Origin of the sequence: Caballeronia sp. LZ043, assembly GCF_031451075.1 — a bacterium.
Classification (GTDB): Bacteria; Pseudomonadota; Gammaproteobacteria; order Burkholderiales; family Burkholderiaceae; genus Caballeronia.
Genome location: NZ_JARUXT010000003.1, coordinates 370,762 through 396,318, shown reverse-complemented (window position 1 = coordinate 396,318; position 25,557 = coordinate 370,762). Strand labels below are relative to the sequence as shown.

Genomic DNA, 25,557 nt, shown 5'->3' with positions numbered 1-25,557 from the left:
CAATCTACTCACGATACGTCCATGCTCTCAACCAATGCCGACATGACGCTGTATCAGCCCGACCCGCCGGTCGTCCCGCCGCCGCCCACTCCGGAACCGGCCCGCGCCGGCATCGTCGGCGACAGCGACGGGCTGACCCGCATCGCGGAGCGAGCCCAGCAACTCGTGCAAAACGACTCGGCGGCCATCATCGGCCTGTTGGATCCCGCACGCCGGAAGGCCCCTACCACCAGCGAAATGCTGATGCTGCAATCCGCCGTCATCAACTACTCGGTCACGCTGAACACGCTCTCCCATATGGCACAGAGCGCCGGCAGCGCGATCCAATCCCTCACGCAAAGAACATGATTCGCCGCGCCATCATTCTCTTGCCGCTCGTGCTGCTCGTCGCGTGCAAGACCTCGCTGTTCGAAGGTCTTGACGAAGACCAGGCGAACCGGATCGTCGCGGTGCTGAGCCGTCACGGCATCGACAGTTCGAAGCTGCGCAACAACGACAAGACCTGGAGCATCTCGGTCGAGGAAGACGAAGTCGTCTACGCGACCGAGCTCGTCGGCGCCTACGCGTTACCGCGCGGAACTCACGCGAATCTCGGTGAACTCTTCAGCCGTCAGGGGCTGATCTCCAGCCCCGAAGAAGACCAGGTTCGCTACGTGTACGGCCTCACGCAGGAACTCGCCGAGACGCTGGAGAAGATGGACGGCGTCTTGGTGGCCCGCGTGCATGTCGTCGATCCGCCGCGCGATGCGCTGCTCGGACCCGCGCCGCTGCCGAGCGCCTCGGTGATGCTGCGTTATCGCAGCGACGCCAATCTTGAAGCCATGCGCAACAAGATCCGCGCGCTGGTCGCGGGCGCGGTGACCGGACTCACGCCGGATCGCGTCTACGTGACGATGGTGCCGGTCATGCCGGTCGCCACGCCCGCGGAAATCTGCGCGCAGACCGGCACGTGCACACCCGGGCGCGCTTCGCACGGTTCCACCACGCGGGTGCTCATCACGCTGAGCGTCATGGCCCTGGTGCTGATCGTCGCGGCGTGGATCTGGGACAAGGGCATCCGCGCATTTCCGAGGCTGCGCGTGCCGGGCATCACGTTCTTCCGGCGTCGCGGCCGCCACAGCGAGCGCGCGAAGAAGGAACCCACCTCGGCCGCCAACGACGCCAATTCGGCTTCCTCCACGACACGAGACCGTCGATGACCTCCCGCCCCCTCCTCGATATCTCCGGCTGGGCGCATCACAGCTGGCTGCCGCAGCAACGGCCCGCGCGCGGTGAACGGGCGCGGGCCCGCGCCACCGCGCATCTGTTCACCCGCTTCCCGATGCTGGCCCGCGCCGGCGTCACGCAGCTGCCGTGGATCGTCGGGCCGCTCGACCGCACCTCCTGCGCACGCCTCATGCGTCTGTGCGCGGCGCTCGCGTGCGCACGTTCGCTGCGCCTCGTGGTGAGCGCGGAAGCGCACGCGCGCTTTCAGATCGCGACGGGCCTGCCGCCGCTTGCGCTGCTGCAATGTCATCCACGCGGCGAGCATCGCGACTTGCCGCTCGATGCCCCGGTCGACTGGTTTGCGCGGCGCAGTCTGAGCATCGCTGGTCTGGCGCTCGCGCTGCGCGCGACGCACGGCGATGCGCAGCGGGCCTGGACGCGCTTGCGCATGCCGCTTGCGCACGCCGAGGCGGCCGCGCAATGGCGCCTCCCGCGCGTGTCGCAGCAAGCCGCGCTCGAACTGATGGGCGATGCGCTCCAGGTGCTGAAGGCGGGGAGGCAGCCATGCTGATCTGGCGTAGCGCCGGCTGGCGCGTCGAGTCCGACGGCTACGTATCCGGCGATGACCTCGTGCGCTTGCAGGAACTCGGTGCGCTGCGCCGGGAGATTCACCAGTACGTGCTGCAGGAAACCAGGCGTCTCGCCGAACGCGCCCGCCGTACCCGCCGCCGTGCCTTCGTTCGCGGCCTGCGCGCCGGTCAGGCCGCGGCGCTGCGCGGCCTCGTCGTGCCGGCCGCCGCAACCGCGTATGCGCTCGGACGCCTGCAAGACCGGTTGTTGCAGCTCGTGATGCAGGCTGTCACCGATCTCGTCGGCGAACTGCCCTCGGGCGCGACGCTGCCTAAACAGTTGCGCAGCAGCCTGCTGGCTGCGCCCGAACAGCGCCTGCTGTCGGTGCGCGTGGCCGTCTGCGATTTTGCCGAAGCAAGGCATGCCGTCGATCTGCTGGAAAAGGAACTCGGGCTGGCCTTCGTGAACGTGCTCGCCGATGCCGACCTGCCGCCGCGTTCGTGCGTGGTGGAAACCGAGGGCGGCGTCGTCGACGGCGGATTGCACCGGCAGCTCGAAGCGCTAGAACGCGGCATGCGCCAGGCGATCGGCGCGGTGCTGGACGAATACACCCGGCTCGACGAACGCATCGTGGCCCAGTTCGACGACATCGGCGACGACCTGCGCAAGACGCTCGACGCCTTGTCGCACGGAGGACCGTCGACATGAATCCGTTCAAGGGTCTCGAAAAAATCAGCCGTGATCATGCGGAACGCCACAACGTCGCCGCATTGCTGTTCGGGGCGCCGCTGCCGGTCAGCGTCGGGCATCGACGCTTCACCATCACGTTCGAGCCGCGCCGCTCGCGCTATCCGGTGCGCCTGCATGGCCACGCCTCCGGGCAACTGCTGCAACTGGATCTCGATGCCCAGGCGCTGCTGCCCGAACTCGCGCGCCGCAGTCTGGAGGCGAGCGGCGCGCATGCCTGCAAGCTGATCCTGGACGCCTGCGAGGACTGGTTCTGCGCGCTCGAAGGCCTGTTCGGCTTCGCGCTCGAAGTGACCCGCGTCTCCTTCGATGCACTGCCCGATCCCGGCGCCTATGGCCTGGCCGTGACGCACGTGCAGAGCGGGCGCATGGCGAGCGTCTCGTTCCAGTGCGAGGAGATCGACCGCTGGCTGCGGCGCCGCTCCCATCCGCCGGCCGATCTGCGCGCGCTGGCGCGGCGCATCGTCGTGCCGCTGCCGGTGTGCCTCGCGGGTCCGACGCTCTCGGTGGCGCGCATGCGCCGCATCCGCACCGGCGACGCCCTCGTGATCGACAAGAACTTTTATTACCTCCGCGTGCCGCTACGCAGCGGCACGCAACGCATCGGCCTTAAAACTGTTGGAGATCAAATCGTGCTGGACCGCCCGCTTGAAAACGATCGCGAACCCGTGACAGAGCTCACGAGCGAGTTCATCCCGATCGACGCCCTCACCTTCACCTTCGACGCGATGATCGGCTCGTTGCGCATCTCGCTCGAGGAACTGAGCCGCTTGCGCAGCGGCTCGCTCGTGTCGCTGCAGATTTCCGTGCGCGAACGCGCCGTGACGCTGCTGTGCCAGGGTCTGCCGTTCGCACATGCCGAACTGGTGGATATCGACGACGTCCTCGCCGTGCGCATCACGAGCATGCTCCAGACCTCGAACGGTGACGCGACATCATGATCGACGGCCAGACGGGACAGTTGCAGCTGATCGGCATCTTCTTCCTGATGAGCGTGGCGCCGCTCGTCGTGGTGATGACGACGTCGTTCACCAAGTTCAGCATCGTCCTGACGCTGCTGCGCTCGGCGCTCGGCGTGCAGCAGGCGCCGGGCAACCTCGCCATCTCCGGGCTCGCGCTGGCCGCCACGCTGACCGTGATGGCGCCGACCATGCATCAGATCGGCGCGGCGCTCGGCGTGAACGACGGCGGTTCGAGTTCGCAGGCGCAGGGGCTGCCGCCGCTGCCGCAATTCGTCGATGCGGTGCGCGGTCCGCTCGGCGACTTCATGCTGGCGCATTCGCGGCCGGCCGAGCGCGCGTTCCTGGTCAATGCGGCGAAGCGCATCGACCCGTCGCGCGATGCCAACGAGACCGACTTCTCGCTGCTCGTCCCCGCATTCCTGATCAGCGAGATCTCCAGCGGCTTCGAAGCGGGCTTCCTGCTGTATGTCGCGTTCCTGGTGATCGACCTGATCGTGGCGAACGTGCTGACCGCCATGGGGATGATGATGCTCTCGCCAAGCACCGTCTCGATCCCGCTCAAGCTCTTCGTGCTGGTGGCCGCATCCGGCGTGCCGAAGCTCATGCATGCACTCATTCTCAGCTACGCCAAGTGAACCCTCTTCCATCCCTTGCCTCGCTTTCCGGCGACGCCCTGCTGCTCGTGTTCTGGCTCTCCCTGCCGATGCTCGCCGTCGCCACGGCCGTGGGCCTGCTGCTCGGTCTCGTGCAGTCGGTCACGCAGATCCAGGATCAGAGCTTGCCTTACGGCGCGAAGATCATCTGCGTCGGGCTCGTGCTGATCGTCGCGGCGCCGTGGGCGCATCACGAGATCGCGCGGCTGCTCGGGCATGTCTTCTCCATGATCGCCGCCGGGCGCACGCGTTGAACATGAACACACTCGATCAATTCATGGGCTTCGCGTTCTGCATGATCCGGCCTGCCGTGGCGCTGAGCATGGTTCCGTTCGGCAACGACGGCGGCCTCGGCGTCACGCTGCGGGTGCCGCTCGTGCTGATGTTCGCGATGCTGCCCGCGCACGCGGGCCTGCCTGCCGACCTGCTCGGCGCGAGCATGATGGAAGCGCTCATTGGTCTCGCGCAGGGACTCTCCATGAGCGTGGTCTTCTTCGTGGCGGGCGCGGCGGGCGGCATCCTCGACCAGCAAGGCGGCTACACGGTGGCCGCCGTGTACGACCCCAACTTCCAGCAGGAAAGCGCGCTCTTCGAGACGCTTTTCACGCAGTTCGCCGCGCTGACGTTCTTCACGGGCACGGGCCTCGTGATGCAGTGCGGCTTCTTCGCCGATGCCTGGTCGCTCTGGCCGCCCGGGGGCCCTTACGGCGATGGCGTCGCGCGCCTTTACCAAAGCCTCGCCCTTGCCCGGCTGCCCGCGCTGTTCGTGCAGGGCCTGCAACTGGCGGCGCCGCTGCTCGGGCTGATGGTGCTGGCGGACCTGTCGTTGGGACTGGCCGCGCGTCACGCGAAGCGCCTCAACCCCTTCTCCACCGCGCGCTCGATCAAGGCGATGGTGCTCTCGTTCGCCGCGGCGTCATGCGTCCCGGCTGTGCTGAGCCGTCTTGCCGACCTGTTCGCGCATTCCCTGGTGCTGAGGTAACGCGCAATGAGCGAAAAAACCGTCAAGCCCAGTCCCCGGCGCCTGCACCGCGCGCGCAAGGACGGCGACATCCCCAAGAGCGTGCAGCTGACCACGACCGCCAGCGGTCTGCTGTGGTGGCTGTTGCTGGCGGTGCAGGCGCCCAACGTGTTCGTGGCGTTCGTCAACATGATCGTGACCGTGACCGCCATCGACCTGAGCCGCCCGTTCGATTCGACCGTCCACGAGGTGCTCGGCGCGCTCATCGAACCGGGCCAGGCCGCGCTCGCGATGGCGGGCATGGGGCTGATGACCGTCATCATCCCCGAGCTGGCGCAAACCCGCGGCCTGATTGCGTTCAAGCGCGTTTCGCCGGATTTCAAGCGCCTCAATCCGATCGAGGGATTCAAGAATCTGTTCGGCCTGAGGCTGTTGGTCGACATCGGAATCATGCTCGTGCAGCTCGTGCTGCTCGGCTTTCTGGCATGGCAGGCGCTGTCCGGCTGGATGGCGATGCTCACCGCGTCGCATGCGCTCGCACCCCGCGCGCAGATGAGTCTGGCAGCGGGCGAGTACGGCCGCCTGCTGCTGCTCACGGCGTTGCTGCAAATTGCGCCCGCCGCCGCCGACTACGCCTTGCAGCGCGTGCTGCACATCCGCCGTCTGCGCATGGACAAGGACGAGATCAAGCGCGAACAACGCGACGACAACGGCGACCGCCACTTCAAGGACCGCCGCCGCGCCTTTCACCGAGAACTGAACCAATAACATGTCTGCTTCCACATCCTTCCGTCTGCACGCGCTGCCCGGCCTGCTCGCGCGCTATGCCCACGTGGCGCTGGCCGCCGGCTTCATCTGCGTGATCGCCCTGCTGATCCTGCCGGTGCCGCCGTTCCTGCTCGATCTGTTCATCGGCGTGAGCTTCTGCGCCAGCTTCGTGATGCTGTTCTCCAGCATCTACGTGTCGCGCGCGGCGGACCTGCCGGGCTTCCCCGCGCTGCTGCTGATGACCACGCTGTTGCGGCTCGCGCTCGCCATCGCCTCGACCAAGATGATCCTGGTCCATGCGCACGCCGGCAACGTCATCTCCGCGTTCGGCGAACTCGTCGCGGGGAATAACGTGGCCGTCGGCGTGGTGGTGTTCGTCGTGCTGTGCGCCATTCAGTTCATCGTCGTGGTGAAGGGCGGCGACCGCATCGCCGAAGTGGCCGCCCGCTTCACGCTGGACGGCATTCCCGGCCGCCAGATGAGCATCGACGCCGACCTGCGCAGCAACCAGATCACCGCCGAGCAGGCCGCGCAACTGCGCGCCGGACTCGAGCGCGAGACCTACTTCTATGGCTCGCTGGACGGCGCCATGAAGTTCGTCAAGGGCGATGCCATCGCGAGCTTCGTGGTGGCGCTGGTGAACATCGTCGGCGGGCTCGCGGTCGGCATGCTTCAGCGCAACCTGCCGTTCAGCGAGGCCTTGCAGGTCTATACGATCCTCACCATCGGTGACGGCCTGGTTTCTCAGATTCCTTCGCTGATCGTGTCGGTGTCGGCGGGCCTGCTGGTGACGCGTGTGTCGCCCGCGAGCGGCGCGACCAATCTCGGCGCGGATCTGTATCGCCAGTTGACGCTCCAGCCGCATGCGCTGCTGATGGCCGGCGCGTGCTGCCTGGCGCTCGCGCTGATTCCCGGCTTTCCGCATCTCCAGTTCGCGCTGCTTGCCGCGCTGTTCGGCGGTCTTGGCTGGCTGCTGACGCGCAAGTCGCGACAGGGGCACGCCAACGCCCTCGCGCCGATGCCCGCACTCGCACGCGACGGCAGCCGGCGCGTGCCGAATCTGCTCGACGACGCCGAGACCGGCACAAGCGCCGCGCTGCGCCTGCGGGTGGGCGCGCGCGCCTTCGAAGCGCTGCATCCGGAGGCGCTCAACCGCGTGCTCGCGGGGCTGCGTCATGACCTGAACGCGCGGCTCGGCTTGCCGTTTCCGGGCCTGTCCTGCGTGCTCGATGCGCGGCTCGTACCCGACCGCTATCTCGTCGACGTGGACGACGTCGCCTTCGCGAGCGGCACGCTGTTGCCCGATCATCTGCTGGTGAGCGGCCGCGCCGCCGACGTCACGATGGAGGGCGTCGCGGGCTATCGGCTGGATGCGGAGAAAGCCGTCTGGGTGCCCACCGCCGCGGCGAGCCGGCTCGATCCTGCCGTGTTCACGACGCACACGCCAGAGGCCGCGCTCAGCGGGCATCTGGTCGAAGTATTCGAGCGCTGCGCGCCGCGCCTGATGGGCACGCAGGAAGCGCGCTTCCTGCTCGATCGCATCGGCGGCGAGTTCCGCGAGCTGGTGGCGCAGATCGAGCAACGCGTGACGACGGTGCAGCTCGCCGCCGTGCTCCGGCAACTGCTGCAGCAGCACGTGTCGATCCGCAATCTGCGCGGCATCCTCGAAGCGATCCTGCGCGCGCCCACGCATGAGCACACACTCGACCGCATGGTGCGGGAGGTTCGTATCGAACTCGGGCCGCAGATTGTGCGCGGGCACGCGAACCTCGAAACCTGGGAGATCCAGGGCGGCGTGCTGGAGCCTGAGTGGGAAGCCGAACTCGAAGCCAGCATCCAGCGCGCTCGGGACGGCGAGCCGTACTGTCCGCTCGACTTCACGCAACTCGATACCGTGCGGCGTGTGCTCGGCATGCAGGCGCGCACGGTGCATTTGCTGGTCACGTCGGCAACCTTGCGCCCGCATATGGCCCGCGTGTTCCAGACGCTCGGCATCCGCATGGAGGTGGTCGCGATCGAAGAGATTCCGCGCGATGTCTACCAGGTCCGCAACATCTTCACTTTCTCGAGGTCGTGATGACCGGGGACATCGCAAACCAGGCACAAGCGCTGCCTTCGCTGCTCGATTCTCCGACCCTGTCCGGCCGCGTGGTGGAAGCGCGCGGGGTGGTCGTGCGGGTGGTGGGCGCTTCGTTGCGCATCGGCGAAAAAGTCCGCCTCGTGCGGCCGGATACGTTCGAACAGCACAGCGGCGAAGTCGTCGGCTTCACGCCGGACGGCGCGCTGGTGATGCCCTATGCCGGGCTCAACGGGCTGTCGGACATCACGCGCGTCGAAGGCTGCGGGCTCGAGTGGCACCGGCTGGATGTCCGCAGCGTGCTCGGCCGCGTGATCGACGGCCTCGGCCAGCCGCTCGACGGCATGCCGCCCGTCGCCCCGCGCCCAGGCGGGCGCAACGAAGCGCTGGCGACCATCAATCCGCTCGAACGCCCGCTGATCGCGGAGCCGTTCGTGACCGGCGTGCGCGCCATCGACGGTCTGCTGACCTGTGGCGTCGGACAGCGCGTCGGCATCTTCGCGACGGCGGGCGGCGGCAAGAGCACGCTGATGGGCATGATCGCGAGCGGGGCGCGCGCCGATGCCGTCGTGGTCGCGCTGATCGGCGAACGCGGCCGCGAGGTGGCCGAGTTCGTGCACGATCATCTGGGCAGCGCGCGCGAAAGGTCTGTCGTGGTGGCGTCGACGTCCGATCGTCCCGCTGCCGAACGTATCCGCGCGTCGCAGCTCGCCTGTGAAATCGCGAGCGGTTTGCGCGCGCGGGGCCAGCGTGTGGTGCTGCTGTTCGATTCGCTGACCCGTTATGCGCGGGCACTGCGCGAAGTGGGACTCGCGGTGGGCGAGCCGCCGGTGCGCCGCGGCTACCCCCCACGTGTATTCGCCGAACTTCCGCGCATCATCGAGATGAGCGGGCTCACGGCGAGCGGCAGCGTGACCGCGTTCTTCACCGTGCTCGCCGAGGACGAGGACGCGACGGATCCGATCGTCGAGGAAGCGCGCTCGCTGCTGGACGGACATATCCAGCTTGCCGCGCGGCTGGGCGCGGCCGGGCATTATCCGGCCATCGATATCCTGCGGAGCAAGAGCCGTCTCATGCCGCGCGTCACGCGTGACTGGCATCAGGCCGATGCCCAGCGCGTGCGCGAATGGCTCGCGCGTTATCAGGATCTCGAACTGCTGCTGCAAATCGGCGAATACAAGGCCGGCAGCGATCCGGCCGGCGATCTTGCCATCGCACGTCATCCGGCCATCAACGCGTTCCTGCGGCAGCCCCCGAACGCTCACGTCCCGTTCGATGACACGCTCGCGGCACTGCGTGCGCTGTGCGCAGGTCAAGGTTGACGGGAATGAGCGCTTCGTCTGCTGCGTCGCGCCACCTGCGGCTCTGGACGGTGCTGAGCCGGGTCCGCGACGTGCGCGTGCAGCGCCGGCTGGGCGAGCTTGCGCGGGCGCAACGCGACGTGCAGAGCGCACAGACGGCGCTTGGTCACGCCATCGGGCAATGCGAACTGCACGCCGCTCAGCTGGCGGGACTTCAGGACTGGCGCGCGAGCGGACCGCATGGTCCGGAGATGTGGCGTCATGCGCGTGAGCGGCATCGGCAGCGGGAGGCCGTGCTGGCGCGCGAAGCGGATACGGCGAGGGAAGGTCTGGCCGCCGCCCTCCGTGAAGCGCACGCGATCCGCGCGGCATTGCGGCGCGAGATGCACGCCAGGGACGATGCTCGTGTGCGCTTGCGGGAAGTCCGGATGAAAGCACGCGGGCAAGATTGAACGGCGGCATTTGCAAGATATTGCTGCATCACCCGCGTAAGGCGACTGACAGGGACACTATTGACTCGCATTGCCCCAACGCTCCAAGAAAATGGCGCGTATCGGGCGACGTTCATGTTCTTGTCAGGAGCACAGAAATGGCTGTATCGAACGTCAGTTCATCATCGTCCAGTTCCACCCAGCAGTATGACGGCAACGACGACACCACGTCCACCAACAACAACTCGACAAACGACCCGCCCCCCTCTTCGACCGGCAACGACACTGATAACACGCAGTCCCCGCAGACCGATGGCAACGACGCCGAGAACCCTTCCTCCACGCAGAAGGATCCGTCTCAAGGACAATCCACGTTGTCGCAGATTCCGCCTGCTGACACGGCCGGCACGAACACGACCTCCAACACACCGTCTCCATCACCTGGCAACGAAACCGGTAATGCTGCTTCCACGCTGACTGATACGTCCGGAGGGCAGTCCGGATCGTCGCAGACGCGGTCTGCGAACACGACAACCACGGATAAGAACACGAACACGGCAACCTCCAACCCACCGCCGCAATCGTCTGCTCCATCATCTGGAAACGGGACCGGTAACGCAACCTCCACGCAGACCCCGTCTGCGAGCACGGCAGCGAACTCGACGACCTCCAGTCAACCGACGGCATCGCCTGCTCCGTCAACTGGCAACGGCTCGAATGGCGCATCCTCCACGCAGACCACTGCGTCCGCAGGGGAGCTCACGATAACGGAGAAAGAACCGACGAACAAAGTGACCACAACGATCACTCCCGCCAATCAGTCCACGTCATCACCCGCTCAGCCTGCGAACCCATCAACGAACACGGCAACGAACGCACCAACCTCCGCCCCGTCGAAACTCACCAACGTCGAAGCGACGCAATTGCTCCTTCCTCTCGACAAGGACACCTCCGGCCCCAACGACGCCCAGAACGCCAGACTCCTCGCCGCCTATCAGCGCGATGCACTGCGCGGCGCGGACCCCGCGGCGATCGGCTTCGAACAGCAGACCACCCTTGCGAACCAGCAGCTTGGATCCTTGTCCTCCGATCAGCGCCCGCACTATGGCGATGCCCTCGCCCAAGGCGCCTCTCGCTACAACGCCGCCGCCACTTCAGCCGAGCGCGCGAGCATTGCGGAATCCGTGCGCACCACAGTCTTCGAGCCGCTCCACGACGCTTATCAGCAGGCCATGGCCGACCCGATGGCCCGCGTGCAGCTGACTTTCAGCGATCCCTTCGGCTTGAGCTATCTCGGCACCCCCGGCCAGTTGCAAAACGATCAGCTCGCCCAAATGAGAAGGCAGTTCAATCAGGCCGCCACATCGCAAGAACGCGCGCGCATCTTCGGACAAGCCGCTGACCTGCGCCATACCATGCAGTCGCAGATTGCTTCCTTCATCAATCAGCAACACTCACAGCTGGAGAGTCAGTGGCAACAGGCCGATCAGGAAATCGACAAGGCCTTGGCCTACGTCGCCGGGATGCAGTTCGGCAGCGCCGGGAGCGGTTACAGGGACACAAGCGCCTTCGAGCGCCTGCATTTGTTCATGGCCAACGGCCTGACCTCCGAGCGCAACGTGCAGGAGTTCCAGTACCGTCTGGGCCAGACGCCCGACGACTTCAAGCAGTTGCACGACTGGTCCGCCGAAGCAATCGAGAAAGCCACCTGGGCGACTTCAGCGTTGCATGGCGATTTGTTCCGCCGCGCGCCCGTGCTTCCGCCGCTGCCCCCCGACCCCACGCAAACCACCACCGAGCACTCGCGCATGGGCAACTTCGGTGCCGATATGCTGTACCGCTATCAACAGGAAGATCGCCGCATCCTCGATGCGGAGGAAATGGTTCGCGCCGCCTCGAGCCCCGCGCATGAGAAGGGGCAATATCTCGATGCCCACACTCAGCCCCTGCCAACCGCGCCGCTACTTCCGATCCTGGCCCCTGACACGAGCTTGATGCAGTCGGCCGTCAACATCACGTCGGACATCGCCAACGAAAGGTCGAAATCGTCTTCCGACGGAACCACACAGGGCGCCGCCTCCGCATCGTCACCCCCCGTGAGCACAGTGGAGACGATAGGCGGACCCAAGCCGCCAGCGCCTGATCCCGCGCTGGCGGCGGCCGCTGCCGCCAACGCGGTCAAGCCTGTCACGCTCTCGAACACCGAAGCGACGCAATTGCTCTCGCGTCTCGACAAGAACCCCTCCATCCCTGACGACGCCGCAAACGCCAACAGCCTGGCCGGACTTCAGCGCGACTCGCTGCGCAGCGCGGATTCCGGGGCCATCGGCTTCGAGCAGCAGGCCATTCAGGCCAATCAAGAGGTGGAAGCCTTGCCCTCACAGCAACACGACTTCTATCGCGGCGCGCTCGCCGCGGGCACCACCTACTACAACGCCGCCATTACCGAGGAGCAGCGCGAGAAGATCGCTCATGCGGTGCGCACCGACGTCATCGATCCGATCAGCCGAGCCTATCTGCAAGCCATGGCTGATCCGAACGCTCGCGTGCAGATGGCCTTCAACAAGCCCTTCGGCTCCGTCTATCTCGGCGCCGCCGGCATGCAGCAAGTCGATCTGCTCGCCCGGATGGGGCAGCAGTTCAACCAGGCCGCCACCGCGGAAGAGCGAGCGTGCATCTTCGAACAGGCCGCTGACCTGCGCCATGTCATGCAGGCGCAGATTGCCACCTTCGTCGACCAGGAGCGCTCACACGTGCAGGAGCAGTGGAAACAGGCCGATAAGGAAATCAATCAGGCCTTGGCTGAGGCCAAGGGGATGTGGGTCGCCAGCGCCGAGAGCGGCCTCGACAACACGAGTTCATTCGAGCGTCTGAACTGGTTCATGAACCATGGCCTGAACTCCGAACGCAACGCGCAGGAATTCCAGTACCGCCTGAACAAATCGCCCGACGACTTCAAGCCCCTGCGCGAGTGGTCCGCCGATGCGACCAAAAAAGCCGAATGGGCGATCTCAGCCCTGCAAAGCGACCCCTTCCACCGCACACCCGTGCTCCCGCCGCTGCCGCCCGATCCCACGCAGACCAACATCGATAACCTGCGCATGGGCAACTTCGGTGGCGATCTGCTGTATCGCTATCAACTGGAGAACCGCAGCATTCTCGATGCCATGAATATGTATCACGCTGCATCCCAGCACGGGCCCATTGAAACCTCGTATCTCGATGCGCACACCCCGCCGCTGCCGCTCTGGCGGCAGCAGCTCGACGATGGCCTCGGCCGCTTCTTCGTGGGCCTCATCCCGGGCGTGAATCTGCTCGTCGACTACATCGTGCCGGCCCAATCGCTTCCCGAATGGGCCAGACAGGGCATCGACTTCGCTTCGGCGTTGGTCGGGAGCATGCTGGGCGAGGCAAAGCTCCCGAAATTCGGCGGAGCCAGCGAAAGCAAGGCTGGCTCCGAGTTCAAGCCTTCCGAAACGGTCAAGCCCGCTGAGGGGGTCAAGCCCGGTGAAGAGCCGAAGCTCAAAGAAGAGGTCAAGCCCGGTGAAGGCAATGCAAAAGACGAATCCGCCAATGCCCCGAAACCCGAAATCACCACGCCGGTACCGGGCAGCACGGCCGCCACATCCGGTTCGACCTCGGGCATCCCGCTGGTGCCCCAAGAATACGCGCGACCACCCTCCGGCAAGCTCACGCCCGATCCGAACTACCGCGGCCTGTATCGCGACGAAGGCGGCCAGAACTACATTCAGCAGGACGGCAAGACGTATCCAATGAAGTGGAACGAAAACACTCATAGCTGGCAAATGGAGCCCCGTGAAGGCTCACCCAATTCCCCCAACATGCGTCTCAACGAGAAGGGCAACTGGGAAGTCAATCTCGATACGGGATTGCAGGGCGGCGTGCCTCGGAGCGGGATTCTTGCGTTCTACAAACAGGCTTTCGATCTCTACGAGCGCGGGCAAAACCTGACCGAAATCGCCGACGCACTCCACGTCAGCCGCGCAACAGTCAAGCGGTACATTGAAAGATATGCGCTCAAAAGCGGTGATTTAGGGCCTGTACGAATTGGAGGAATGGAAGACCCGTTTTATAGAAACCACTCCTCGCTAATGTACAGAGACTTCTATCGAGGCAGATCGCTGACGGAAGTCGCAAACAAATTCACCCACGGTGACGCGCTGGCGGCTTATCGCAACGCAATGTGGTACGCGGAAACCTGTCACTTTCCGACCGATGTAATTCCACGAGAAAGGCCTTGGCGAATTGCGCAAGACATGCCTGTGCAAAGCCAACCGGAACGCGCGCCCAATCAGATTCGTATTCCCATGACCGATGAGCAAAGCGCCAAAGTCAACGAGGGAATCAAGCAAGGCAAATCAACGGAGGAAATCAGCAAGGATACCGGCTTGCCGCCAGGCTGGGTCGAGCAGATCAAGGCCAGGAACGGGCAATACTTTCCTCAGGCACACGAATGGATTCAGACCGGTAATGCGCCCGATCCGGCTGGAGCGCCGGCGCAGCAGTTGCACTCGGGTGTCGAACCCGGCGGCACCCAGCAGCCCCGTCCCGAAACCAGCGGCACCGCACCGGAACCCCAACCGGGAACCAGCGGGACCGCGCACAAACCCCAACCGGGAACCAGCCGGACCGCGCAACACCCGTCAACTGCTTCCACAGTACAGGAGGCGCAGGGGGCAAATGCGGGCCGCATGGATCAATACCGACACGCTTTTGAACTCTACGAGCGCGGCTACGCCTTTCCTGAGATCGAGCGCAGACTCGGCCTTGGCGAAGGCACAGCCGAGGCTTGGGTGGAACACTATATGAGCGACAGCGGAGAGGTAATACCTCAGCGAATCCCAGAAGAGATAGAGAATATCTATATGGCGCGCGGCGCCGCCATATACGCTGAGCTTACGCAAGGCAGACCGCTGCAGGAGGTCGCCGACAAATTTACTGACGGTGAAGAGATCGCGGCTCTTCGCGCGGGGTTGCGATATGCGAGAAAAGAACACCTTCCGACTTACAAAATAACGCAGGACAGACCGTGGAGAATTCAGCCGGGAGGCACGACCGATCAGCTCACTTATCCCGTCACCGGAATGCAACGCGCCGACATCTTGCGTAGCCTTGATCGAGGCGAGCCGAACTGGCTGATCAGCGAGCAAACCGGCGTGCCGGAAGATGTGATCGAACACATGCGAGCCGGGGCCGGACGATATGAGTCAGGCAACGTGCGAGATGCGGGCGAACCGCCGGCGAAGCGGCAGCGCACGGACGCCGGTCCGGGCGATACCGGGCAGACTCAGACGGGAACCGCCGGCGCCACGCAACCAGAACATGTTGCTCCCCCAGAACCTGAGCCTTCCTGGGGAAGCAAGCAGCTCCAGCAATTCTCCGAAGACCATACAAAACTGAGTAAAGCAGAGGCCGACTCAATCGATGCCTGGCTCGACGGGAACAGCCCCGCACCACAAAGTCTGCAAGCAGAATTGACTGCCCGAGGTTATTCAGACATCACGCCGGAGATGATTCTCACCTTTCTCACCGGCAATGGTCCCGAACTGACGGCAAGACAGATGCAGAGGATCGCGGAATTCGCGGGCTTCTAGCGGGTTTGTCGAAATCTTGGTCGAAGCGCGCGCCCAAGCCAAAAGGTGGACTTGGCCCAGGCTTGACGGCAGGCATCCCACTGGTGCCCGAGGACTATTCACGTTCACCCTCCGGCAAGCTCACCCCTGATCCGGACGACCGCGGCCTGTATCGCGACGAAGGCGGCCAGCATTACATCCAGCAGGACGGCAAGCCCTACCCGGTGGACTGGAACGACACCGCTCATTGCTGGCAGATTAAGCGGCGTGAAGGCTCGCCCAATGCACCCAAGATGCACATCAATGAGAAGGGCAACTGGGAAGTCGATCCGGACACAGGTCTGAAGGGGGCGCCTATCTCACCGGCAAGGGTCCCGAACTGACGGGCCGTCAGATGCGGGGAATCGCGGAATTCCTGGGCTTCTGACGGGTTGACTAACGTCGGAGCCGTTTCGCGCAATCGAAGCAACAGCTCAGACACACCTGTCACGCGTGCCTGTGCTCTCCCAACCCTTCAATCGACTCCTCTTGCCGCCCCTCGCCCTGCCCCGGGATCTCCCGGCCGCGCAACGAGCATCCCACCGTCTCCGTCACGAACAGCAACGCCACCGCGCCGACCGCACACGCGCCCATCATGTAATACGCCGGCACCAGCGTGCTGCCGGTGCGGCCGATGAGCCAGTCGGTGACCATCGGCGCCGTGCCGCCGAAGAGCGAGGTCGACACGTTATAGGCGATCGCCATGCCCGCATAGCGCGCCTGCGTCGGGAACATGGCGGGGAACATCGCCGAGATGCTCGCCAGTTGCGGCACATAGAGCAGCCCCAGCACCGCCAGTCCGATCAACGCGCCCGCGATGCCATGCGACATCAGCGAGAACATCGGCACGGCGGCGACGAAGATGCCCACCAGCGACAGCCACCACACCTTCTTGCGTCCGATCCGGTCCGACAACAACCCGGCAAACGGCAGCAGCACCATCTTCGACAGCATGCCGAGCAGGGGCAGCAGCAACGAAAGGTTGTCGCTCATGCCGAGTTCCTTCTTCATGAACGTCGGCATGTAGGCGAGCAGCACGTAGTTGACGACGTTCAGCGCCACCACGAGACCGCCCAGTTGCAGCAGCGGCCGCCAGTACTGCGCGAACAGCTCGCGCAACGGCAAGCCCGCATGCGTCTCGCGCTCCGCCGCTTCGGCGCATTCGCGGAATACCGGCGTGTCTTCCATCTTCGAACGCAGATACAGCCCGATCAGCCCGAGCGGCGCCGCGACCAGGAACGGCAGACGCCAGCCCCATGCGTGCATCGCGTCATTGCCGAGCAGCACCGAGCAGCCGAGCATCAGCAATGCGCCGAGCGAGAAGCCCGCGAGCGTGCCGAATTCGAGGAAGCTGCCGCAGAAGCCGCGCCGATGATCCGGCGCGTACTCGGCCATGAAAGTGGCCGCGCCGCCATATTCGCCGCCGGTCGAGAACCCTTGGATCATGCGCAGCACGACCAGCGCCGCCGGCGCCCACAAACCCACGCTTGCATAGGAAGGCAACAGGCCGACGAGCAGCGTGGCCATCGACATGATCAGGATGGTCAGCGCCAGCACATGCTTGCGGCCGAGCCGGTCGCCGAGCGGCCCCCAGAACAGTCCGCCGAGCGGGCGCACGAGGAACGAGATCGCGAAAGCAGCGAGCGCGAACAGCGTGGCCTGTGCCGTGCTGCCGGGGAACAGCGCCGCCGAGATATAGGTGAGGCCGTAGCTATAGATGCCGTAGTCGAACCATTCGGTTGCATTGCCGATGGCCGAGGCTGCCATCGCGCGCCGGATCGGTCCGCGCGATGGCGCGTGAAACTGCTGCGCCCGATGGCCTTGCCGCGTAGTGAGGTGCTGTTCGCTCATGGTCGTCTTCCCGATGCGTCAGTAGCCCGGTGCCGCACGCGGAGTCGCGCGCCCTGCACCGCCTTGAACTTCAAGATACAGACGCATGCGGCAGAGGCCGCATGTCCTAGGACGATCGCCGCGCTGGGGTTTTCCCCATCACACGCGCCAAACTTGCCGCCCGGCCACGCATGACGCGGCGCTTCTTACTGCGTCGGCGGCTTGGCGATGAATGTCGCAGGACAATGTGCAGTGCCTTCAGGGTTCGGGATTCGCGATATCCGCCTCGACGATGCGCACGCCCAGCGCTTCCGCCGCGTGCCGCGCATCCTCGCTCGATTCGAACGGGCCGATGGTCTCGCAACCATCGAAGGGATAAAGCACTCGCTTGTCGCGCTTTCTCACGACTTTCAGCGTGCCGATATGCATGCCCGTCGCATTCACGACATACGACGCATAGATGTCGAAGCCTTCGTGCGCGCCTGCTTCTGATAAGGGTTGAGTCCTGGGCATCGGTCTTGACATGTTCGACGGGAATTCGGCTGGTCTGTTGATCGCTTTTTGCTGCACCACACCTTCAGCAAGAACGAGTCCTGCAAATTGCGTTCCGATGCCGGTGCACGCTGGCGCTTGCGCCGATGCGCCGCTTTGGGTTCAAATGCGGCTGCTTCCCCTTCCCTACGTTCGACGCCCATGAAAATGCTTTTCAGGAAGATTGCTGTCTGCACCGCTGTCTGCACGTTCGTCGCCACGGCCGCAACGGCTGTCCAAGCGGCTGAACTGTACGTGATGAGTTCCGGCGGCTTCACCGCCGCCTACAAGATCCTCGGCCCGAAGTTCGCGGCGTCCACCCACAATACCCTCGATACCGCGCTCGGCCCGTCGATGGGCAAGGCGCCCGAAGCCATCCCGAACCGTCTGGCGCGAGGCGAGCAGGCCGACGTGGTGATCATGGTCGGCTACGCGCTCGACGATCTCATCAAGCAAGGCAAGGTCATCCCGGATTCGCGTGTCGAGCTGGCTGATTCCCGTATCGGCGTCTCGGTGCGCGCGGGCGCGCCGAAGCCCGACATCGGCAGCGTGGAGGCTTTCAGACAGACGCTGCTGCACGCGAAGTCCATCGCCTATTCGGACAGCGCAAGCGGTGTCTACATCCAGAACCAGATGTTCGGGAAACTTGGCATCGAAGATCAGGTCAAGGCCAAGGCCAGGATGGTGCCGAAAATCCCGGTGGCCTCGGTCGTCGCGAACGGCGAGTACGAGATCGGCCTGCAGCAGGTGAGCGAACTGCTGCCGGTGCAGGGCGCGCAGTTCGTCGGCCGGATTCCCGAGGAGGTGCAGTCCGTCACGCGCTTCGCCGCCGGCATTCCGGTGGGCGCAAAGCATCCCGACGAAGCACGCGCGCTGTTGCGTTACCTCGCCTCGCCGCAGGTGCAGGATACGGTGCGCGCCACCGGTCTCGATCCGGTCGCCGCGCCCTGAGTGCCCTAAGCAAGCAGCCTGAGCGCCTTGACGGACGGGCCTGACGCGTGCGCGCGCCTGAATTGAAAACCCGTTCCATGCGAAAATCCGGACGTGCTCACACGCGGCGGCACGAGCGCTCTGGCGCTGAACCTTTCACGTCGCCACATCGAGACAGGGCGAGGAGACCAACCGTCGATGAAAGCTGACAATCTGATCGCGGATTCGAGGAGCGACGGGCTCGACCCGAGCTTCCTCCAGGGAGGCGGCGAAATGGGCGCCCTCATCCGTCAGGCGGATTGGACGCAGACCGCCCTTGGTTCGCCGGAGCACTGGCCGCAGAGCCTCAAGACCGCCATCCGCATCATGCTGACGTCGCGCCAGCCCATCTGGGTGGGCTGGAGCCCGGACCTGCTGTTCTTCTACAACGACGCCTACAAGTCGATCATCGGCGGCAAGCATCCGCATGCGCTCGGCCAGCCGACCTCGGTGGTATGGCGCGAGGTCTGGAGCGACATCGGCCCGCTGCTGGATACGGCACGCTCGGGCGTCGAAGGCACCTTCGTCGAACAGAAGCTGCTCATCATGGAGCGCAACGGCTTCCCGGAGGAAACCTACTACACCTTCTCCTACAGCCCGATCCCCGACGACCGCGGGGGCACCGGCGGCATCATCTGCGCGAACAGCGACGACACCCAGCGCGTGCTTGGCGAGCGCCAGCTCCACGTGTTGCGCCAACTCGCCGCCTCCGCCGCCGACGCCCGCACCTGGCGCGACGCGTGCAGCCTGTCGGTCGCCGCGCTGCAAGGCGCATCCCGCGACATGCCCTTCGCGCTGCTGTTCGCGGCCGAACCAGGCAGCGAGACCGCCGAGCGGGTCGGCGCGTGCGGCATCGGCGCCGATCATCCGGCGGCCCGCGCGGAAGCCTGGCCGCTTGCGAGCGTGCTGCGCGACAACCAGCCGTGCGTGGTCACTGACTTGCGGCAGCGTTTCGGCACGGCACTGCCGACAGGCGCGTGGCACGTCGCGCCGGACCGCGCCGTGCTCGTGCCCATCGCGCCTTCGGGCGAGACGGGCCGGGCGGGCGTGCTGATCGTCGCGCTGAATCCCTACCGACTCTTCGACGAAGGCTATCGCGCGTTCCTGAACCTGGTGGGCGGGCAGATCGGCGCGGCCATCGGCTATGCGCACGCCTATGACGAAGAACGCCGCCGCGCCGAAGCGCTCGCGGAAATCGACCGCGCCAAGACCACTTTCTTCTCGAACATCAGCCACGAGTTCAGGACGCCCCTCACGCTGATGCTCGGTCCGCTCGAAGAGCTGCTCGCGAGCCCGGCGCGCATCGGCGTGGAGGACCGGCGGCTCGTCGAGATCATGTATCGCAATGGCCTGCGGCTGCTGAAGCTCGTCAACGCCCTGCTCGACTTCTCGCGCATCGAGGCCGGGCGCATCGAGATCCACCGTCAGCCCACCGACCTCGCCCGCTTCACGGCGGAACTGGCGTCGCTGTTCCGCTCGGCGATCGAAACCGCAGGACTGCGCCTCGAGATCGACGTGCCGGCCGCGCCGCTGCTCGCGAACATCGACCGCGACATGTGGGAAAAGATCGTGATGAACCTGCTGTCGAACGCGCTCAAGTTCACGTTTGACGGCGTCATCCGCATCGCGCTGCGCGATCATGCGCAGCATGGCATCGAGATGACGGTGAGCGACACCGGCATCGGCATTCCGCAGCACGAACTCGGACGCGTGTTCGAGCGCTTCCATCGCGTCGCGGGCGCGACGGGACGCTCGGTGGAAGGCAGCGGCATTGGCCTGGCGATGGTGCAGGAACTGGTCAAGCTGCACGGCGGCACCATCGAGGCCGCAAGCACACTGGGCGATGGCGCGCGCTTCACGGTGCGGCTGCCCGCCATTCACGCCGACGCCGATGAATCCGACCGGCCCGTCACACCGCCCGCCGAGGCCAGCGCCCGCGCGCGCTCCTACGTGGATGCCGCGCTGCGCTGGATGCCGGACGCCGAAGAGCGCGCGGACGCGGACACCGTGCCGCGCGAGGAAGACGCGCCGCTGGGCGCGGAAGGCGCCGTCGAGCCGACGCCGGCGGACGCGGAGCCGGGCCGCGTGCTGGTCGTCGACGACAACGCCGACCTGCGCGACTACATGCGCCGCATGCTGAGCGCGGCGGGTCACGAGGTGAGCGTCGCGCAGGACGGCGAGGCGGCGCTCGCGATGGCCCGCGCCGCGCCGCCGGAGGTCATCGTCTCCGATGTGATGATGCCGGGCCTCGACGGCTTCGGCCTGCTGCGCGCCGTGCGGGCGGACGCGCGCTTGCGCGAGATACCGGTCGTGCTGCTGTCGGCGCGCGCCGGCGAGGAAGCGCGCGTGAGCGGTCTCGAAGCCGGCGCCGACGATTACCTGACCAAGCCGTTCTCCGCGCGCGAGCTGCTGGCGCGCGTCGCGAGCAATCTGCGGCTGGCGCGGCTGCGCCACGAGACCGAGCAGAAGCTGCGCGACGAATCGCGCACGCTGGAGATCCTGAACCGCGTCGGCAACACGGTGGCGGGCGAACTCGAACTGAGCCGCGCGGTGCAGGTCGTCGTCGATGCCGCGACGGAACTGACCGGCGCCGCGTTCGGCGCGTTCTTCTACAACGTGATCGATGAACAGGGCGGGCGCTATACGCTCTACACGCTGTCGGGCGTGCCGAAGGACAGCTTCGACCGCTTCCCGATGCCGCGCAACACCGCCGTCTTCGGGCCGACCTTCGGGGGCGAAGGCATCGTCCGTTCGGACGACATCACGAAAGACCCGCGTTATGGCCACAACGCGCCGCATCACGGCATGCCGAAAGGTCATCTCGCCGTATGCAGCTATCTGGCCGCGCCAGTGCTGTCGCGCACGGGCGAAGTGCTCGGCGGCCTGTTCTTCGGGCATCCGGAAGCAGGCGTGTTCGGCGAGCGCGCGGAGCGGATCCTGGCGGGCATCGCGTCGCAGGCGGCCATCGCCATCGACAATGCGCGCCTCTTTCAGGCCGCGCAGGACGAGATCAGCGAACGCACCAAGGCGCAGGATGCGCTGCGCGATCTCAATGAAACGCTCGAACGCCGCGTGGCCGATGCCGTGGCCGACCGCGACCGCCTCTGGGAACTGAGCGAAGACCTGTTCTATGTCGCCAGCTTTGAAGGCGCGTTGCTGCGCGTGAGTCCGTCGTGGACGCATCTGCTCGGCTTCGACTCGCAGCGTTTGCATTCGCACACGGTGATGGATCTCGTCCATCCCGACGATGCCGCCGCCGCCGCCGTGCAGCTCGAGCGCCTGCGCTCGATGGGCCTGTCCGTGCGTTACGAATGCCGCCTGATGCGTCACGACGGCGGCTGGCGCTGGATTGCCTGGAACGTCGCGCTGGACCCGCGCACGCGGCGCATTCATGGCGTGGGACGCGACGTCACCGCCGACCGCGAAACCGCCGACGCGCTGCGCCACGCCGAAGAGGCGCTGCGGATGGCGCAGAAGATGGAAGCCATCGGCAAGCTGACGGGCGGCGTCGCGCATGACTTCAACAATTTGCTGCAGGTGATCGGCGGCAATCTGCAATTGCTGACCAAGGATGTGGCCGGGCGCGAGAAGGCCGAGCAGCGCGTGCGCAACGCGCTGGCGGGCGTCGCGCGCGGCGCGAACCTGGCGTCGCAACTGCTCGCCTTCGGCCGACGCCAGCCGCTCGCGCCGAAGGTCGTGAACCTCGGACGCTTCGTGCGCGGCCTCGACGACATGTTCCGCCGCGCGCTGGGCGACGGCATCGAGATCGAGACCATCGTGTCGGGCGGCTTGTGGAACACGCTCGTCGATCCGTTCCAGGTGGAGAACGCCCTGCTCAATCTGGCGATCAACGCACGCGACGCGATGAACGCGCACGGCAGGCTGACGATCGAGGCGGGCAACGCGTCGCTCGACGAAGCCTATGCGCTGCGCAACGCCGATGTCGCGCCAGGCCAGTACGTGATGGTCGCCGTGACGGATACGGGCGCGGGCATGTCGCCGGAAGTGCAGGAGCGCGCGTTCGAGCCGTTCTTCACGACCAAGCGCGAAGGCCAGGGCACGGGGCTCGGCCTCTCGATGGTGTATGGCTTCGTCAAGCAGTCGGGCGGCCACGTGAAGGTGTACAGCGAGGAAGGACACGGCACGACGGTGCGCATCTACCTGCCGCGCGCACGCGAGGAAGAGGATCTCGAAACTGCCATCGACGCCGGCCCGGCAAAGGGCGGCAGCGAGACGATCCTCGTCGTCGAGGACGACGAGGAAGTGCGCGCGACGGTCGTCGAGTTGCTCGCGGACCTCGGCTATCGCGTGCTGCGCGCGAAGGATGCGCAAAGTGCGCTGGCGATCGTCGAGAGCGGCGTGCCGGTGGATCTGCTGTTCACCGATGTCGTCATGCCCGGCCCCTTGCGCAGCACCGAGCTGGCCCGCAAGGCGCGCGAGCGTGTGCCGGGCATCGTGGTGCTGTTCACGTCGGGCTATACGGACAATGCCATCGTGCACGCCGGACGGCTCGACGAAGGCATCGATCTGCTGAGCAAGCCCTATACGCACGAGGCGTTGGCGCGCAAGGTTCGCCATGTGCTCGGGCAGCGGCCGGAGCAGACACAGCACGCGGAGACAGCCGGACACGCCGTACCAAACGTCCCGGACGCCCCGACCGACGACGCGCTCGCGCACATGCGCGTGCTGTACGTCGAAGACAACGAACTGGTGCGCGTCAGCAGCGCGGAGTTGCTGCGCACGCTTGGTCTCGACCTGATGGAAGCGGGCAGCGTCGACGAAGCGATGACGCTGCTGCGCGCGCAGCGCTTCGAAGTGCTGTTGACGGATGTCGATCTCGCGGGAGAATCGGGCGTGGCGCTGGCCATTGCGGCGTCGCGCGAGATGCCGGCGCTCGGCGTGGTGTTCGTGACCGGCTTCGACCTCGCGCTCAGCGACGAAGAACGGCGCGCCCTGCCCGGCGCCATCCATCTGCGCAAGCCGTTCGATCCGCTGGCATTGCTCAATGCGCTCAATGCTGCGGCGGTGAGATAGCGAAGTCAGGTACGCAGCGGCGTACTGCCCGAACGCCATCGCCAAAAGCTCCAGTTATTGTCGGGAGCACTGTCCGCATAGTCAGGATAAAGGTTCGCGTTGGCCTGCCTCGCCAGCAGGTTCACGCGTTTTGAGTCATTGTCCCAGGCGTACATGTACGAGCGGTAGAAAGGGCTGGTCGCGCCCGGGTAGTAGTAATTCATCCAGTAGGGCTGCCAGATCCGGTCGTCAGGAACCTTGGCCGCCGCCGCGGCGCCCACGGCCGCGCCGATCGATCCACCCGTCCCTATCCCCACCGGCCCGGCCGACAATCCACCGGCCACGGCGCCCACGACCGTCGCGCCAACGCCTATCGCACCCTTCGTGAAGTTGGTGGCGTCGCTGGCGGCCAGTTGAGGCTCGTACGCCCAGATAACGACCTTGCTGCCGTCGTCAAAATCGAATTGCCGTGTGTGCGGATTGCCGTCCACCGGCTTGCCATAGCGAAAGAAGCGGCCCTGCGTGTCCCAACTGGCGCTCGATGCCGCCCATGCGTTTCGATAGCCCATGGGCGGGCCCAGCGGCGCGCTATCGGCGAAGCGGAAGAGAAACGGCTCGCCATGACTGAACTCCACGCGCGAAAGGTCCTCGTTCGGCCGCTGCTCCGGTAACGGCTGAGTCACATTGTGCGGCGCCGCGGCGTCGGGAATCATCCCGGCGGAACTCGCATTGCCCGCGGATCCGCCGGCAGGCTCCGGCTGAAAGTACGTGTGGTCCGGGACGGCGGTCCCTGGCCACGGCTGGCCCAGTTCGTGAAAGTCGGGACTCGCATCCTGATTCCCGGCGAGCACATCGAGGCGTTCGAAAAAAGCCCGCGCATGCGCCCCATTGCGTTCGGCGGCATCGATCAGCGCGGCGCGCTGGACCTGCTGGTGATAGTAGCTGCGCGCGTTGTCACCATAGCTGGTGAAGTTCGTCGTCTGCCAGCCCATCTCCCTTGCCACCCGCTGCGCGAGCAGCTCGGTCGGGCCCAGGCTCGTCTGCGGCGCATCCGGGTCAGGGTCGCGCGAGTTCGTCGTCAGATGAGCGATCTCATGGACCAGGCCGACCCGCCACGCATCCAGGTACGTCGAATTCTCACTCGGCGCGGCGCTGATGTTCACGTACGGCGGCTGCTCGGGCGTTCTGGGCTGGGCACTGGTGTAGAGCGAGAGCGGCATGTTTGTCGCGGGGTTGAGCCGTAGATACATCGACGTCATCTCGCGGATGTTGCGGAAATCGCCCCGGAACTGCGGCGTGTGGTAATAGCGGTTCCGGAATCCGATGTCCCCGATCCGCTCGCCGCCCTGATGCAGACCGAAACTCACCATGTCGCGGAATGTCTCCGACCGGTCCAGAGCGTCCAGCATGGTGTTGCCGATCATGTCGGCCGTCTGCGTATCGATCAGCCTGCTGTGGCTGTTCTGCACTGCGCGTATCGCGCCCCACCGCGCATCATTGAGTTCAGCATCGCTCAACGGGCTTGCATGGCCTTTTTCGACCACGTAATCGGCGTAGGCGTCGGACGAGGCCGCCGGTGGATCGGGGTCCTCGCGCTTCACGCGCGCCAGGTCCACGTCGGCGGAGGGCAGTTGGGCTTGGGTCGGCACCCATGACGAAGAGGAATCCGTCTGGCCGGGGGGCTTCGGCGCTTCGCCGTCTCCGGCGGAAGCGAGTGAATCGCCGGGCGGGGATGGCTGGGATCGCTGCGACGATTCTGACGATTCCGACGATTCGACGTTGTCGGCAGGCTGCGGGTTCGCCGGAGCGGGAGACGCCGGTTGGTCGTCATCCGCCGTGGGAGCGGCATTGCTGGACGTGGCACTGGTACTGGCTCCGGAAACGAACATGAACTCACTCCTGCTC

Annotated in this window: 19 protein-coding genes; 16 read left to right on the top strand and 3 right to left on the bottom strand. The window is 65.7% G+C overall.

Annotated elements, in window-relative coordinates; genetic code table 11:
* The first annotated feature begins 21 nt into the window (after positions 1-21).
* The 14 genes from QCE64_RS21975 to QCE64_RS21910 all read left to right on the top strand — a co-directional run bounded on the left by QCE64_RS21975 (position 22) and on the right by QCE64_RS21910 (position 15,653).
* Positions 22-348: a hypothetical protein gene (locus tag QCE64_RS21975; RefSeq protein WP_310006235.1), complete on the top strand. Its 327-nt coding sequence runs from the start codon at positions 22-24 to the stop codon at positions 346-348.
* Positions 345-1,199: a type III secretion system inner membrane ring lipoprotein SctJ gene (gene sctJ / locus QCE64_RS21970; protein ID WP_310006232.1), complete on the top strand. Its 855-nt coding sequence runs from the start codon at positions 345-347 to the stop codon at positions 1,197-1,199. The genes QCE64_RS21975 and sctJ overlap by 4 nt, the downstream gene beginning before the upstream one ends.
* Positions 1,196-1,777 (top strand): hypothetical protein, encoded by a 582-nt coding sequence (locus QCE64_RS21965; protein ID WP_310006230.1) that lies wholly within the window; start codon positions 1,196-1,198, stop codon positions 1,775-1,777. Before sctJ ends, QCE64_RS21965 begins: the two co-directional genes overlap by 4 nt.
* Entirely contained in the window at positions 1,771-2,484 is a 714-nt protein-coding gene (locus QCE64_RS21960) for a FliH/SctL family protein (protein WP_310006228.1), read from the top strand. Before QCE64_RS21965 ends, QCE64_RS21960 begins: the two co-directional genes overlap by 7 nt.
* The gene (locus tag QCE64_RS21955; RefSeq protein ID WP_310006226.1) at positions 2,481-3,464 is read left to right on the top strand and encodes a FliM/FliN family flagellar motor switch protein; all 984 of its coding nucleotides are present in this window, start codon (positions 2,481-2,483) and stop codon (positions 3,462-3,464) included. The genes QCE64_RS21960 and QCE64_RS21955 overlap by 4 nt, the downstream gene beginning before the upstream one ends.
* Positions 3,461-4,120 (top strand): EscR/YscR/HrcR family type III secretion system export apparatus protein, encoded by a 660-nt coding sequence (locus QCE64_RS21950; protein WP_310006224.1) that lies wholly within the window; start codon positions 3,461-3,463, stop codon positions 4,118-4,120. The genes QCE64_RS21955 and QCE64_RS21950 overlap by 4 nt, the downstream gene beginning before the upstream one ends.
* Positions 4,117-4,392 (top strand): type III secretion system export apparatus subunit SctS, encoded by a 276-nt coding sequence (gene sctS, locus QCE64_RS21945; protein ID WP_309815595.1) that lies wholly within the window; start codon positions 4,117-4,119, stop codon positions 4,390-4,392. The genes QCE64_RS21950 and sctS overlap by 4 nt, the downstream gene beginning before the upstream one ends.
* A 2-nt stretch (positions 4,393-4,394) precedes the next feature.
* A complete protein-coding gene (locus tag QCE64_RS21940; RefSeq protein ID WP_310006222.1) occupies positions 4,395-5,120 on the top strand; it encodes a flagellar biosynthetic protein FliR in 726 nt (241 codons plus the stop codon).
* Between the two features lie 6 nt (positions 5,121-5,126).
* Positions 5,127-5,867 (top strand): EscU/YscU/HrcU family type III secretion system export apparatus switch protein, encoded by a 741-nt coding sequence (locus QCE64_RS21935; protein ID WP_310006220.1) that lies wholly within the window; start codon positions 5,127-5,129, stop codon positions 5,865-5,867.
* Position 5,868: 1 nt separating this feature from the next.
* Entirely contained in the window at positions 5,869-7,944 is a 2,076-nt protein-coding gene (locus tag QCE64_RS21930) for a flagellar biosynthesis protein FlhA (RefSeq protein ID WP_309923507.1), read from the top strand.
* On the top strand, positions 7,944-9,266 hold the full coding sequence (locus QCE64_RS21925) for a FliI/YscN family ATPase (RefSeq protein WP_310006218.1): 1,323 nt from the start codon (positions 7,944-7,946) through the stop codon (positions 9,264-9,266). The genes QCE64_RS21930 and QCE64_RS21925 overlap by 1 nt, the downstream gene beginning before the upstream one ends.
* Before the next feature lie 5 nt (positions 9,267-9,271).
* Complete coding sequence (locus QCE64_RS21920; protein ID WP_309923503.1) at positions 9,272-9,697, top strand: hypothetical protein; 426 nt, start codon at positions 9,272-9,274, stop codon at positions 9,695-9,697.
* 137 nt (positions 9,698-9,834) lie between these two features.
* On the top strand, positions 9,835-15,291 hold the full coding sequence (locus tag QCE64_RS21915; RefSeq protein WP_310006217.1) for a helix-turn-helix domain-containing protein: 5,457 nt from the start codon (positions 9,835-9,837) through the stop codon (positions 15,289-15,291).
* A gap of 62 nt (positions 15,292-15,353) precedes the next feature.
* A complete protein-coding gene (locus QCE64_RS21910) occupies positions 15,354-15,653 on the top strand; it encodes a hypothetical protein (protein WP_310006215.1) in 300 nt (99 codons plus the stop codon).
* A gap of 103 nt (positions 15,654-15,756) precedes the next feature.
* Here QCE64_RS21910 and QCE64_RS21905 read toward each other — a convergent pair whose 3' ends face one another.
* Positions 15,757-17,160 (bottom strand): MFS transporter, encoded by a 1,404-nt coding sequence (locus QCE64_RS21905; protein WP_310006213.1) that lies wholly within the window; start codon positions 17,158-17,160, stop codon positions 15,757-15,759.
* A gap of 237 nt (positions 17,161-17,397) precedes the next feature.
* The gene (locus QCE64_RS21900) at positions 17,398-17,652 is read right to left on the bottom strand and encodes a DUF6723 family protein (protein ID WP_309818671.1); all 255 of its coding nucleotides are present in this window, start codon (positions 17,650-17,652) and stop codon (positions 17,398-17,400) included.
* A 180-nt stretch (positions 17,653-17,832) separates the two neighbouring features.
* On the opposite strand from QCE64_RS21900, the gene QCE64_RS21895 reads away from it, so the two are divergent.
* Entirely contained in the window at positions 17,833-18,621 is a 789-nt protein-coding gene (locus tag QCE64_RS21895; protein ID WP_310006211.1) for a substrate-binding domain-containing protein, read from the top strand.
* A gap of 177 nt (positions 18,622-18,798) precedes the next feature.
* On the top strand, positions 18,799-23,673 hold the full coding sequence (locus QCE64_RS21890; RefSeq protein ID WP_310006209.1) for a response regulator: 4,875 nt from the start codon (positions 18,799-18,801) through the stop codon (positions 23,671-23,673).
* A gap of 5 nt (positions 23,674-23,678) precedes the next feature.
* Here QCE64_RS21890 and QCE64_RS21885 read toward each other — a convergent pair whose 3' ends face one another.
* The gene (locus tag QCE64_RS21885; protein WP_310006207.1) at positions 23,679-25,541 is read right to left on the bottom strand and encodes a M85 family metallopeptidase; all 1,863 of its coding nucleotides are present in this window, start codon (positions 25,539-25,541) and stop codon (positions 23,679-23,681) included.
* Between the last annotated feature and the right edge of the window lie 16 nt (positions 25,542-25,557).

Bases quoted from the DNA above. Each gene is read 5' to 3' on its own strand.
- QCE64_RS21975 (WP_310006235.1), top strand. From the start codon at position 22: ATGCTCTCAACCAATGCCGACATGACGCTGTATCAGCCCGACCCGCCG.
- sctJ (WP_310006232.1), top strand. From the start codon at position 345: ATGATTCGCCGCGCCATCATTCTCTTGCCGCTCGTGCTGCTCGTCGCG.
- QCE64_RS21965 (WP_310006230.1), top strand. From the start codon at position 1,196: ATGACCTCCCGCCCCCTCCTCGATATCTCCGGCTGGGCGCATCACAGC.
- QCE64_RS21960 (WP_310006228.1), top strand. From the start codon at position 1,771: ATGCTGATCTGGCGTAGCGCCGGCTGGCGCGTCGAGTCCGACGGCTAC.
- QCE64_RS21955 (WP_310006226.1), top strand. From the start codon at position 2,481: ATGAATCCGTTCAAGGGTCTCGAAAAAATCAGCCGTGATCATGCGGAA.
- QCE64_RS21950 (WP_310006224.1), top strand. From the start codon at position 3,461: ATGATCGACGGCCAGACGGGACAGTTGCAGCTGATCGGCATCTTCTTC.
- QCE64_RS21940 (WP_310006222.1), top strand. From the start codon at position 4,395: ATGAACACACTCGATCAATTCATGGGCTTCGCGTTCTGCATGATCCGG.
- QCE64_RS21935 (WP_310006220.1), top strand. From the start codon at position 5,127: ATGAGCGAAAAAACCGTCAAGCCCAGTCCCCGGCGCCTGCACCGCGCG.
- QCE64_RS21930 (WP_309923507.1), top strand. From the start codon at position 5,869: ATGTCTGCTTCCACATCCTTCCGTCTGCACGCGCTGCCCGGCCTGCTC.
- QCE64_RS21925 (WP_310006218.1), top strand. From the start codon at position 7,944: ATGACCGGGGACATCGCAAACCAGGCACAAGCGCTGCCTTCGCTGCTC.
- QCE64_RS21920 (WP_309923503.1), top strand. From the start codon at position 9,272: ATGAGCGCTTCGTCTGCTGCGTCGCGCCACCTGCGGCTCTGGACGGTG.
- QCE64_RS21915 (WP_310006217.1), top strand. From the start codon at position 9,835: ATGGCTGTATCGAACGTCAGTTCATCATCGTCCAGTTCCACCCAGCAG.
- QCE64_RS21905 (WP_310006213.1), bottom strand. From the start codon at position 17,160: ATGAGCGAACAGCACCTCACTACGCGGCAAGGCCATCGGGCGCAGCAG.
- QCE64_RS21900 (WP_309818671.1), bottom strand. From the start codon at position 17,652: ATGCCCAGGACTCAACCCTTATCAGAAGCAGGCGCGCACGAAGGCTTC.
- QCE64_RS21895 (WP_310006211.1), top strand. From the start codon at position 17,833: ATGAAAATGCTTTTCAGGAAGATTGCTGTCTGCACCGCTGTCTGCACG.
- QCE64_RS21890 (WP_310006209.1), top strand. From the start codon at position 18,799: ATGAAAGCTGACAATCTGATCGCGGATTCGAGGAGCGACGGGCTCGAC.
- QCE64_RS21885 (WP_310006207.1), bottom strand. From the start codon at position 25,541: ATGTTCGTTTCCGGAGCCAGTACCAGTGCCACGTCCAGCAATGCCGCT.